13 protein-coding genes and 1 pseudogene are annotated in these 11,884 nt (G+C 43.9%); 8 read left to right on the forward strand and 6 right to left on the reverse strand.

From position 1 onward, the window contains the following. The first annotated feature begins 29 nt into the window (after positions 1–29). The gene (locus tag ABLA76_RS12635; protein ID WP_348988187.1) at positions 30–221 is read left to right on the forward strand and encodes a hypothetical protein; all 192 of its coding nucleotides are present in this window, start codon (positions 30–32) and stop codon (positions 219–221) included. 250 nt (positions 222–471) lie between these two features. Here the strand turns inward: ABLA76_RS12635 and ABLA76_RS12640 are convergent. Further along, positions 472–555 (reverse strand): annotated as a pseudogene (locus ABLA76_RS12640) (peptidase); the annotation flags it as partial. 331 nt (positions 556–886) lie between these two features. Between ABLA76_RS12640 and ABLA76_RS12645 the strand changes: the two are divergent. Both ABLA76_RS12645 and ABLA76_RS12650 read left to right on the forward strand, forming a co-directional pair. Further along, positions 887–1,015: a hypothetical protein gene (locus tag ABLA76_RS12645; RefSeq protein ID WP_348988188.1), complete on the forward strand. Its 129-nt coding sequence runs from the start codon at positions 887–889 to the stop codon at positions 1,013–1,015. Continuing rightward, on the forward strand, positions 1,009–1,518 hold the full coding sequence (locus tag ABLA76_RS12650) for an N-acetyltransferase (RefSeq protein WP_285808700.1): 510 nt from the start codon (positions 1,009–1,011) through the stop codon (positions 1,516–1,518). Before ABLA76_RS12645 ends, ABLA76_RS12650 begins: the two co-directional genes overlap by 7 nt. Here ABLA76_RS12650 and ABLA76_RS12655 read toward each other — a convergent pair. Continuing rightward, positions 1,481–1,831, reverse strand: a complete 351-nt coding sequence (locus ABLA76_RS12655; protein ID WP_304437604.1) for a GIY-YIG nuclease family protein — start codon at positions 1,829–1,831, stop codon at positions 1,481–1,483. The two genes, ABLA76_RS12650 and ABLA76_RS12655, sit on opposite strands and share 38 nt — an antisense overlap. Before the next feature lie 287 nt (positions 1,832–2,118). On the opposite strand from ABLA76_RS12655, the gene ABLA76_RS12660 reads away from it, so the two are divergent. Both ABLA76_RS12660 and ABLA76_RS12665 read left to right on the forward strand, forming a co-directional pair. After that, the gene (locus ABLA76_RS12660; RefSeq protein ID WP_285808701.1) at positions 2,119–2,370 is read left to right on the forward strand and encodes a YdgH/BhsA/McbA-like domain containing protein; all 252 of its coding nucleotides are present in this window, start codon (positions 2,119–2,121) and stop codon (positions 2,368–2,370) included. 117 nt (positions 2,371–2,487) lie between these two features. Beyond that, positions 2,488–2,919 carry a YhbP family protein gene (locus ABLA76_RS12665; protein WP_348988189.1) on the forward strand — a complete coding sequence of 144 codons (432 nt, stop codon included), beginning with the start codon at positions 2,488–2,490 and terminating at the stop codon, positions 2,917–2,919. A gap of 8 nt (positions 2,920–2,927) precedes the next feature. On the opposite strand, the gene nrdG is transcribed toward ABLA76_RS12665, so the two are convergent. The 4 genes from nrdG to pyrI form a co-directional block, all read right to left on the reverse strand. Next, complete coding sequence (gene nrdG / locus ABLA76_RS12670; protein ID WP_348988190.1) at positions 2,928–3,389, reverse strand: anaerobic ribonucleoside-triphosphate reductase-activating protein; 462 nt, start codon at positions 3,387–3,389, stop codon at positions 2,928–2,930. Positions 3,390–3,393: 4 nt separating this feature from the next. Next, positions 3,394–5,316, reverse strand: coding sequence for an anaerobic ribonucleoside-triphosphate reductase (gene nrdD / locus ABLA76_RS12675; RefSeq protein ID WP_348988231.1), 1,923 nt, complete (start codon positions 5,314–5,316; stop codon positions 3,394–3,396). Positions 5,317–5,564: 248 nt separating this feature from the next. Then, positions 5,565–5,951 carry a 2-iminobutanoate/2-iminopropanoate deaminase gene (gene ridA, locus ABLA76_RS12680; RefSeq protein WP_047771188.1) on the reverse strand — a complete coding sequence of 129 codons (387 nt, stop codon included), beginning with the start codon at positions 5,949–5,951 and terminating at the stop codon, positions 5,565–5,567. 138 nt (positions 5,952–6,089) lie between these two features. After that, entirely contained in the window at positions 6,090–6,554 is a 465-nt protein-coding gene (gene pyrI, locus ABLA76_RS12685) for an aspartate carbamoyltransferase regulatory subunit (protein WP_285808711.1), read from the reverse strand. 337 nt (positions 6,555–6,891) lie between these two features. Between pyrI and ABLA76_RS12690 the strand changes: the two genes are divergently transcribed. From ABLA76_RS12690 to ABLA76_RS12700, 3 genes are all read left to right on the forward strand, one after another. Further along, positions 6,892–7,638: a M15 family metallopeptidase gene (locus ABLA76_RS12690; protein ID WP_152669827.1), complete on the forward strand. Its 747-nt coding sequence runs from the start codon at positions 6,892–6,894 to the stop codon at positions 7,636–7,638. Positions 7,639–7,707: 69 nt separating this feature from the next. Beyond that, a complete protein-coding gene (locus tag ABLA76_RS12695) occupies positions 7,708–8,919 on the forward strand; it encodes a DUF819 family protein (protein ID WP_348988191.1) in 1,212 nt (403 codons plus the stop codon). Between the two features lie 326 nt (positions 8,920–9,245). After that, positions 9,246–11,564, forward strand: a complete 2,319-nt coding sequence (locus ABLA76_RS12700; protein ID WP_348988192.1) for an FdhF/YdeP family oxidoreductase — start codon at positions 9,246–9,248, stop codon at positions 11,562–11,564. The last annotated feature ends 320 nt before the right edge of the window (positions 11,565–11,884 follow it).

An 11,884-nucleotide genomic window follows, 5' to 3' on the forward strand; every position in this document is an offset into this window, starting at 1 on the left:
TAGTATGATTTTGCTATATCGCTTCTGGCATGAATATCGCAGCTTTTAATGCCGGGGTTGTCTTGGGTTCTATAATGGGTGGTACTACGGTACGAGGGTGGGGATTAGACACACTGACATGGGTAGGTGCAGGAGTGAGTATACTGGCTATCATATCCCTTGTGTGGCAAATGGTTATTCCATCCATGCGTGAGAAACGTTCAATTTCTCACTCGCCATAATATCCAGTTACAGGAAGAAGCGAACACTTCGGAAGTTATCGTGGCTTCCAAAGCAACAGATTGCGTGGTTATGCTGTAAGATTGGCCAGGTATGCAATATTACAGTGACAACCCCGCAATGCCCCGCCAGTATTCATCACGGTCAGGGTTATTTTCTAATACCAGTGGTATTCCTTTTTGTTCATTAACCCTAAATTGTGCCACCCCCCCCCCCCAGAGAACTCAGTTTGTCTGCGAAGTTCTGACAATATAGACCTATATAAATTGCAGCAGTACTATTATTGACAGCCGATTTCAAGGCAGGCAAATTACCTGTGGGGCAAAGTAGCTCCATGACATAACCCCTGAAAAGTGAATGGTAGCGGTGAATGGTAGTGACGCAGATTATTAAATGTATTGATTTGGGGCTGTTTCCGTGCGAATGTCACATAGCTATTTGCCCTACAGAACCCAGTATTGGCACAATGGCTCGGCTGGTAATTTCGTGAAGCATTAGCAGAAGATAAGCTGACATTTTTGTAATTGTATTGGTTGAAAAATAAAGGCGTTAACTTCAATAATTTCATCTTTATAGCTGCCCGCAGGGAATATCCTGAAACATAGCTTTTCAGCGTCGTTTATGGGTTGAAGGGAATACAAAATTGGGACTACATGTGAAAAATCAGATGAATTCCATTGACGTGGGATCTATGCCATCCATCCTTCACTTTGGTCTATTGCTTCTGGCTGAATTGATCAAAGCGGGACAGAAAGAGGGCGCTGATCAGAATGATCGCGCGTTATCGTCATGTTAATCAGGGTCGAAATTCCTGTCGATGCTATGGGGATTGATCGTTTGTTGCGGCAATCTTTTGAAACATCGGCAGAGGCTGAGTTAATTCATCAACTAAGAGAAGATGGTTTATTGACACTAGGTATTGTTGCGACTGACGATGAAGGCCATGTGATTGGTTATGCCGGTTTTGCGCCCGTTGATATCAATGGTGAAGATCATCAATGGGTAGGTTTGGCACCATTGGCAGTGGCGGAACAGTATCGTAGTCATGGGCTTGGTGAAAAATTGGTTTATGAAGGATTGGATAGCCTGAACGAGTTTGGCTATGGCGCGGTAGTGGTACTGGGAGAGCCAGAATACTACAGCCGTTTTGGTTTTAAACTTGCGACTGAATATCAGGTATATTGCCAATGGCCCGATTGCGAGAATGACTTCTTGATCTATCCCCTGGCTGATATTTCGCAGGGAGATTGTCACGGTCTGGTTACTTATCCTGCCCATTTTGATCACCTGTGGGCATGACCTGAGTGAAAGATTTCTCAGATGAACCGATTTTGGTTAAATAAGTCGTTATGCAGAGAGGCTGGTCGATAACTAGCCTTTCTTTTTGCTGTTTATTCAGTTTCTTCACACGATATTCCATTTTCAATGCTACGCCTTTATCCCCTACCTGACTTTGATAGGCCAACGTTAAGGGATCTTTCCCTCTTAGGCATTTTGCGCCTTTTCCGGCTGCATGTTGCCTAAATCGACGAGATATATTGGTCGTTATTCCGGTATATAAGCTTCCGTTTCGTGTTCTGATCAGATAGATATGCCAGTTAGATACGTTAATAGTCATTATTTATTTTTAATAATTTCAATAAGTTAATTTGTATGGGAAATTAATTCATATTTTAGTGATAAATGTGGTTATAAGCTGAGTTTTTGATGGTTTTTAAATATAACAAAATGAATTTATTTAAATTATATGCCATTTATTAACCCATCGCGGTATTTTTTTTCAAAAAAATTGAAAGAATATAGCAATAATTGTTAATTATAATAATCTGAACAAGTGTATAACATGCTCACAGTTACAAGAGATTAACTCTATTTTAAAAATGATTAGAGGAGAAAAACATGAAAAATGTCAAAAATATTGTCGCTGTCTTAGCATTAAGTGCAGTTTCTTTCGGTTCTTTTGCCGCTACCGAAGTTCAGGTTGCTAAGGGAGAAAAAATCGGTGTTATTTCAGTGAGCGGTGCAGAGACACTCGATAGCCTGACCACAGAGTTATCCAAAAAAGCTGATGAAGCTGGCGCAACCTATTTCCGTATTGTGTCGGCAAATGGCCAGAATCAACTCGCTGGTGTTGCTGAAATTTATAAATAATTTATCGTGTTTCTATATAAATCTCAGGGTTTATTGAGTCAAATACATAACACGTAACTGGATAAGGCGCCTATCGTGTTCTGTTATGATTTGAATAAAATAACGGTATGGAAATATATGGATTTAAATAAAGAAATTTTAATAATTCGTCAATATCTTGCCAGGCAACATGTCATCACGCTTTGCACTTCTTCAAGCCAGGATTTATGGTGTGCGAACTGCTTTTATGTCTTTGATGCGGATAGCATGGCATTCTGGTTTATGACGGAGTCCGATACTCGCCACGGTCAGATGATGCAAAACAATCCTATCGTTGCAGGTACGGTTGCCGGCCAAACCCGCAATATTGCACAAATCAAAGGGGTCCAATTTCGTGGTGAAGTCGTGCGATTGGCAGGTGAAGCCGAATCCATCGCCAGAGCGCATTATTGCCGCCGTTTTCCCATCGCTTTAGCCGCCAAACCTCCCATCTGGCAACTTAATATCAATGAAATCAAAATGGTCAATAACACCCTCGGTTTTGGCAAAAAATTACACTGGCAGCGTTAATTTTCCTATCATAAATAGTGGATAACCTGATTATGGCTGCCTCGCCAAATTAACGTGGGATCATACAGCGCTTGTTCAAACTTCCCATCCACTACCACATGAACGTAACTGATAACTTCCTGCTGAATTTCACTTAATTCATTGAGGACATAACCTGTCCACAGCCAGATATCCTTATCCGGGCCTTCTTCCCGTACACGTTTAACCAGTTGCAGTATGCGGCGAACATTATGAGGATGCAGCGGATCGCCGCCAGACAGTGACAGACCTTGCCGTTTAATCCGGTGATCGTTCAGGTCGGCAATGATCTGATCTTCGAGGGCTTGCGTAAAAGGCTGACCTGAATCGACTCGCCATGTACTTTGGTTGTAGCAGCCACGACATTGATGCAAACAACCTGACACGAACAGCGTACAGCGGGTTCCGGGACCATTCACCACATCAACCGGATAATATTGATGATAATTCATGTTATTAACCTATCTGCCCATGGCCGAAATGTTTCACGCGGCGTTTCACTTCTTCCTGCTTACCTGCATTGAATGGGCGGGCATCTGGGCTGCCAAGGTAACCACAAACACGACGAATCACTGAAACATGGGCTGGATCATGGTTGCCACATTGAGGGCAGGTGAACCCTTTGCTGGTACAGGCAAATTCTCCGGTAAAGCCGCATTGGTAACACTCATCAATGGGCGTATTGGTGCCATAGTAAGGCACACGTGAGTAACTGTAATCCCAGACATCTTCCAATGCTTTCAAATTATGTTGCAGATTGGGATACTCGCCGTAGCAAATAAAACCCCCGTTTGCCAATGGCGGATAGGGCGCTTCAAAGTCCAGTTTATCGTAGGGATTGACCTTCTTTTCTACATCCAGATGGAAGCTGTTGGTGTAATAGCCCTTATCAGTGACACCCTGGATTACGCCAAACTCAGCGATATCCAAACGGCAGAAACGGTCACATAAATTCTCGCTGGGTGTACTGTACAAACTAAAACCATATCCCGTCTCCTGCTTCCACTGATCGACGGCCTTACGTAAGTGTTTAACAATCTCGATGGCTTTCTGCTGGCGCTGTTGATCATCAAACAGATGAATGTGATTGCCATATAACGCATTTATCGTTTCATGAATGCCAATATAGCCCAACGATATAGAAGCACGACCCTGTTTGAAAATATCGGTAATATTGTCATCCGCTTTCAGGCGTACACCACAGGCACCTTCCATATAGAGGATCGGGGCAACGCGAGCTTTAGTCTTTTCGAGGCGAGAGATTCGCGTCATCAGCGCTTTTTTGGCGAGTAACAAGCGTTGATCTAAAATTTGCCAAAAATCATCTTCATTACCCTTGGCTTCAAGCGCAATGCGGGGAAGATTCAGGCTGATAACGCCTAAATTGTTACGCCCTTCGTGAATTTGCTGACCGTTTTCCTCATAAACACTGAGAAAACTGCGGCAACCCATTGGCGTTTTAAATGATCCCGTTACCTTGATCACTTGATCATAATTGAGAATATCGGGATACATGCGTTTACTGGCACATTCCAGGGCCAATAATTTAATATCATAGTGCGGATCACCAAACCGGTGATTCAATCCATCACGAATAGTAAACACCAGTTTTGGGAAGACAGCGGTCTTGTGGTTTTTTCCCAAACCCGCAATGCGGTTGCGCAGAATTGAGATTTGAATCAGGCGGGCTTCTTTGGTTGTTCCCAAGCCGAAACCGAAAGTGACAAACGGCGTTTGCCCATTAGCGGTATGCAGCGTATTGACTTCATATTCCAGGGACTGAAAAGCGTCATAACACTCTTTTTCTGTGCGGGCTTCTGCATAGGCAGCCTGATCTACGATATTCCACTCTTGGGCAATGGCCAGATGCTTGTCATAACTGGCTTTCACAAAAGGAGCGAGGACTTCATCAATACGATTAATGGTTGTTCCGCCATAAATGTGGCTGGCAACTTGCGCGATAATCTGGGCAGTAACCGCAGTGGCGGTAGCAATGGATTTAGGCGGTTCAATTTCCGCATTGCCCATTTTAAAGCCGTTAGTCAGCATGCCCTGCAAATCGATCAGCATACAGTTGAACATAGGAAAAAACGGGGCGTAATCCAGATCATGATAGTGAATTTCGCCTCTATCGTGTGCCTGCACCACATCATGCGGCAGCATATGCTGCTTGGCATATTGTCGGGCGACAATCCCCGCCAATAGATCACGCTGGGTTGGAATAACCTTACTGTCTTTATTGGCGTTTTCATTAAGAAGAGAGAAATTACTTTGCTCGATCAGGCCCCGAATGTCTTGATCCAATCGATCATGCCATGCATGGGAAGCCTGTTCACAGGTATTGCCTTTACTCACATCATCCTGTTGCATCACAACCATTTTCACAATATGGCACCTCAATATGTTATCCACAGCAAAAATAAGAGGAAGACTCTCTTTCTGTTTTGATGTGGATAATTTTGTGTATAAATACTATATATAGTGGATTTATTATATTAAAGCACAATATGTAGGTTTTATAAGTCAATATACAACCTAAAAAGTTGATCTCAGACAAAGAAAAAGAGGAAAACCAGACGGGAATATCAACCCTGATACCGAGTGATCAGGGCTGGGAAAACGGCAAATTAGCGACGAACGGCGATGGCTTCGATTTCGATTTTCACATCTTTTGGCAGACGGGCAACTTCAACGCATGAACGGGCAGGGAACGGCGCATTATGTTCAGCGAAGAACGCTTCGTAAGTTGCGTTCACGGCAGCAAAATCATTCAGATCCTTAACGAACACCGTGGTTTTTACGATATCAGCGACTTTCAAGCCGGATTGTTCAATAATCGCTTTAACGTTTTCCAAAGATTGACGGGCTTGAGCCGTCACCTCTTCAGGGATGGTCCCCGTTTTGGGATCAACAGGGATCTGGCCGGAAGTGATAACCATGCTGCCCAGATCAACACCCTGAACATAAGGGCCGATTGCGGCGGGGGCATTCTCGGTATGGATAGAACGTGACATTAGAAACTCCTGTTTGACATCTAAATGGAAAAATTTACGGGATCGCCATTATAGTGATCCTCTGTCCCACATCAATTGATACAGGACATTCTTACAGATTGCGTGAACGGGTCGCGGGTAGATTGTTTGAACCAGCGGTTAACCGTTATTGATAACGGCCTGGCGATCAAACTCTTTTTCGCAGTACTTACAGCGCAATACCACATCGTCTTTTTCTGACATCACATGGAAGCTGCTGTTGACAGGTTCATTATGGCTGATGCAATTGCTGTTTGGGCAGACAAGAACACTGTTGATCTGGTCGGGCAGATTAATTGGCATTTTTTTAACCACAACGTAATTCTCAATGTTATTGATGGTGGCATGTGGGGCATACACGGCGAGTTGATTTGCCTGTTGCTCTGTCAGAAAGGTGTTTTCAATCTTAATCAGATCCTTTTTACCCAAATGGTTGGAAGGCAGGTTCAGGCCAATAGTAATGCGCTGGTCTGTTTCGGTGAGTTTGAACAGCGACAATAATTTAAAGCCGACATGAGCGGGGATGTGATCGATAACCGTGCCGCATTTAATCGCTTCTACTTGTAGTTGATGGTCTTGAGTCATGTTGTGTCATGAATACCGTCTCGGTATTCCTCCTCCAGGTATTAGGGGATCAAGGAAATCGGCTTATTTTGTCACAGACGATTCGGCATTTCATCTGATTAGCTTTTGAATATATACTCGATAAACTTCAAGTTGCAATCCGCAAGACGACGCGAGGCCTCATATTTCCCCGCTACGCGGGTAAATATGACACGCATCTTGAAGTTGGATTGGTATAAAAGATGATTCAATTTCATAACAGTAAATAAAATTTGATGGCTTGCATCTCTGTTGTCAATCTGTAATTGTATTGTTATTCAAATGATGCCTGTTCCAATATGATAGTGTGAGGTCAAATATGTTGTTATCTGCTTCTTCTGGAAATGTCGATTTGGGAAAATATTCTGCGGAAAAGATCCCACAAGAAAGAGATTTTAATTGGAAAATAATTAATAAAATTCCTATTTATGAATGTGATGAATATTTAGAAATTATTACTGACTCGAATAAATTAAAGCAAAAATCTGTTTATTATCTGGCGGGAATAAAAGGCGCGATTAAATATGGTATGGTAAGAAAAAGTGTGGCGGAAAAATTAAGATTGGCATCACAACTGCTTCCTGCCCATTTAGGGATTTTGGTATTGGATGGCTGGCGTTCACGGGAAACTCAACAGGCATTGCAAGAGATAACACAGGCAAAGATTGCAGAGCAATATACTGACTTATCGGCAGAAGAACAACGAAAACTCTTGCAGCAGTTTGTCGCTCCGGCGCCCGTAGAAGAAAATCAGATCAGCCCGCATCTGACAGGGGGATCCGTGGATGTCACACTCTTCGATATCGCATCGGGTCATCCACTGTTTTTGGGAACTGAGTTCGATGAAGTGAGCGAACTTTCCTACACCGCCGCATTAGAAAAAGCGCCGGAAAAAAATATGCCTGCTACTTTATATCGCCGATTACTCTATCAAGCCATGACGCAAGTAGGGTTTACCAGTTTACCCACTGAATGGTGGCATTATGATTATGGGAATTCTATGTGGGCATTTTATAAAAATCAGGCTGCTATTTATGGTGCCATAGATACAACCCCATGTTTTTAATAATTAAATCATTTAATAAGTCAGTGCGTAACTATTTTCTTTTTTATTTGATAAACATCAGGGGAAATAATGAAAAATACACTTATTGCATCTGACAATTCATTACTACTTTGGGCTTTTATCATGATTGCTGTTGCTGCCGCCATAATGGTGGAACAGCGTTTCAAATGGGCCTCTAAAATACCGGGCGCAGTGATTGCATTGATCATTGCTATCATTGCATCCAATTTCAATATTATTCCAGTCGAAGCACCGGCTTACGATGTTGTTTGGCAATATATTCTGCCATTGGCGATCCCTTTATTATTATTTAAAACCAACCTGCATAGCCTCTTTAAAGAAAGTGGGAGGTTACTGATACTTTTTCTGATTTCCTCTGTAGCGACCATGATTGGTACGATTGCCTCCTTCTGGCTTTTCAAGGCGTACATACCGGAATTAGATAAAATCAGTGGCATGATCTCTGCTTCTTACACGGGAGGCGCGGTTAATTTTGCGGCAATGTCCGCCAAACTGGGCACTTCCCAGAGCATGGTCGCTGCGACTATCGTGGCTGATAATTTTATGATGGCCGCCTATTTTATTATTCTGATACTTTTATCCGGTTGGACTGTGGCGAGGAGATTCTGGGGCAGTCCATATACTGATCAGATGGAGAAGATACCTAATTCAGATAAACCCCAACCTTTGGTGACGACTTATTGGAAACCGAAAAATATTGCCCTGAAAGACATCGCCTTATCGCTGGCATGGTCGATTTTTATCGTCGCGCTCTCATTCCATCTTTCATCATGGTTAAAAACCTTACTTGGGCAGCCAAACAACATTTACCAAGAGCTAATTTTCGGCCTGATTTCTGATAAATATCTGCTTCTGACGACAGTCACCTTCATTATCGTCTCAATATTTAAAGAGACATTCAGCAAACTGAATGGCACTCAGGAGTTGGGGACTTACGCCATTTATATGTTCTTTGTTGTCATTGGCATACCGGCATCCGTCCAGGTCATTATCAGCCATGCGCCCCTGTTGTTTGCTTTCGTCTTTGTCATTGCCATGCTCAACTTGATACTGACTTTTGCCGTGGGGAAAGTGTTTAAGTTCAGCCTGGAGGAAAATATTTTGGCGTGTAATGCCAATATTGGTGGACCAACTACCGCAGCAGCAATGGCAATCAGCCGTGGTTGGTTCAATCTGGTCGGCCCGATTATGGTCATTGGTACATTCGGCTACGTAATTGGTAATTATGTGGGGACGTTTGTTTATTTTGTGGTGGGATGAACAAGTGCAGCCAACAACACTACCAATTCATTGGAATTGTATATTTAATCGTTGCCCCACTGTTGTTATCACGCCTCTTGTTGCTATTTTGTTTGAAATAAAATCGATCTTTTCAAAAAGAGTTGTAAGTTTAGGTCGTTAGGTAAAAACGCCAAAGCCTAATGGCTCGGTTTTTTCGTGATATAACCACGGAATAATTATCACTATAGGCAGATAGGCGTATGATCACATCGGCGCTAAACCGCCAATGAATGAAATCGACGTGACGGGTTCACCTGTAGATATGTGGCCCGATGCTGGCTACGACATAAAAAATAGAGATTTTTATGAAATTCAAATCAAAAATAAAACCTTACCATGCGGCGGCGGGGGGTTGGGGTTCACTGGAGGCAACAACCCGTTTTGTCTTTGATAGTAAACAAGCACTGAAAAATATGGTTAACCTGATGCGCATGAACAAGCCCAGAGGCTTTGATTGCCCCGGATGCGCATGGGGAGATGACAACAAAAGCCTGTTTAGCTTTTGTGAAAACGGTGCCAAGGCAGTCACTTGGGAAGCGACTCGTCGGTATGTTGATCGGCAGTTTTTCGCAACCCATAGCGTTAGTCAACTCTACCAACAAAGCGATTATTTCCTTGAATACCAGGGAAGAGTGGTTGAGCCGATGAGCTATAACCCGCAGACGGATCATTACGAGCCGATCCGTTGGGATGAGGCTTTTGCCCTGATAGCCAACCATATTCAGGCGATGGATAACCCCAATCAGCTTGAACTATACACTTCGGGGCGAGCCAGTAATGAGGCTTCGTGGCTGTACCAGTTGTTTGGCCGTGTAGTGGGAACCAACAACTTCCCGGATTGTTCTAATATGTGCCATGAAGCCAGCGGTTCCGGTATGTTGGCAAGCTTAGGCGTTGGGAAAGGCACTGTCCGGCTGCAAGATTTTGATCATGCCGATGCCATCTTTATATTTGGTCAAAACCCCGGAACAAATCACCCACGAATGCTGCATAGCTTACGACATGCGGCTGAACGCGGCGCGCGCATCGTCACTTTTAATACCCTGCATGAGCGCGGTTTGGAACGTTTCGCTGATCCACAAAAACCGCTTGAAGTGATCACCCCAATGGCGGGTGAAATTAGCCATCGTTACTATCAACCGAAACTTGGTGGCGATATGGCTGCGGTACGAGGGATAGTCAAGGCACTTTTAGAAACCCATAACGCCCTGCTGGCTGAGAGCAAATCAGGTATTTTTGATCTGGCATTCATTGCCACTTACACCAACGGCGTGGAGGCTTATTTGCAAGAAGTGATTGCAACCGAGTGGTCATTGATTGAAGAGCAATCGGGATTGACCGAAGCACAACTGCGTGAAGCGGCAGCCATTTACCAGAATGCCGGGCGCGTCATCTGTACCTGGGCAATGGGGATAACCCAACATAAACACTCTTTAGTTACGGTGCGTGAAATCGTCAACCTGCAATTGCTTTTTGGACAATTGGGTAAATCGGGCGCAGGGCTTTGTCCGGTACGTGGACACAGTAATGTACAGGGTAACCGGACGATGGGAATTAATGAGAAACCGGGCAAACTTTTTTTGGATAACATGGCTGCTCATTTTGGTTTCGAGCCACCCCGAGCTCATGGTCATCATGTTGTGGAAGCGTTGAGTGCCATGTTGCGTGATGAAGTTAAGGTTCTGATCGCATTGGGTGGGAACCTCGCAGCAGCGGCTCCGGATAGCCCACGAACAGAAGCAGCACTCAGGCATTGTGATTTGACGGTACACATCAGCACAAAATTAAACCGGAGTCATCTTATTACCGGTAAAAAAGGCGCCTTGATTCTGCCGGCATTAGGGCGCACTGAACGAGATATTCAGGCTACCGGCGCACAGTTTGTGACGGTAGAAGACTCGTTCAGCATGGTTCATGCCTCAGAGGGCGTAAATAAGCCATTATTTGATAGCCAGCGTTCTGAAACAGCGATTATTGCCGGTATTGCTAATGCGACAGTCGGCAATACCACAACCATTAACTGGTTGGAACTAGCGGGAGATTACAATAAAATCCGCGATCATATTGCAGCGACTATTCCCGGGTTTGATGATTTTAATAAAAAATGTGAACACGCTGGTGGCTTCTATCTTGGCAATGCTGCGGCCGAATTACGTTTTGCAACACCGAGCAAAAAAGCTGAATTCAGTCATGCACCGTTACCAAAAACGCGGTTCCCACAAATTGAAGGCGCTGATGTTCCTTTCACTTTGCAAACCTTGCGTTCGCACGATCAATATAACACCACGATTTATGGGCTGGATGATCGTTATCGCGGGGTGTATGGTCAGCGGGAAGTGTTATTTATGAATGAGGAAGATATTGCCCAATTGGGCTATCAGGCCGGTGATTTGGTCGATATCGAAACCGTATGGCATGACGGTATTAAGCGTAAAGTTTCCGGCTTTAAGTTAGTGCCTTATGCCATTCCGCGCGGGAACCTTGCTGCTTATTACCCGGAAACCAACCCATTAGTCCCAATGGACAGTGTTGGTGATGGGACTGGCACGCCAACTTCAAAATCTGTACCGGTGAGATTATCCCTTACTGAGCTGAATGGATTTGATCCTCAGCGCATTGTATAAGGCGTTTATGGTTCTTTTGTTTAATAATCATCACAAATATGTCGGTTCAGGTCCGGTTTTTGAAAATTCATTGAGATTTGTATTCATTATTTTAAAGACGCCCCCAATCAGGAGGCGTTATCATTTTCGTTCTAACGCATTTGCTCTCTGGCTGACCTGTTTTGCTTATTTTTTCGCTATCTCGCCTATCCAATTCCGCCAAAATACGCTCAAGTTGCTGATCAACATCAGCTGGTTTCTTATCCTTGAACAAGAACAGGGCACAAGTGGACGATTTTCATCGGGTCGGTTTGATTGGAAACGCCTGCCTGCGAATAACG

The organism is Xenorhabdus sp. SGI240, from assembly GCF_040081915.1.
GTDB classification, from domain to species: domain Bacteria; phylum Pseudomonadota; class Gammaproteobacteria; order Enterobacterales; family Enterobacteriaceae; genus Xenorhabdus; species Xenorhabdus bakwenae.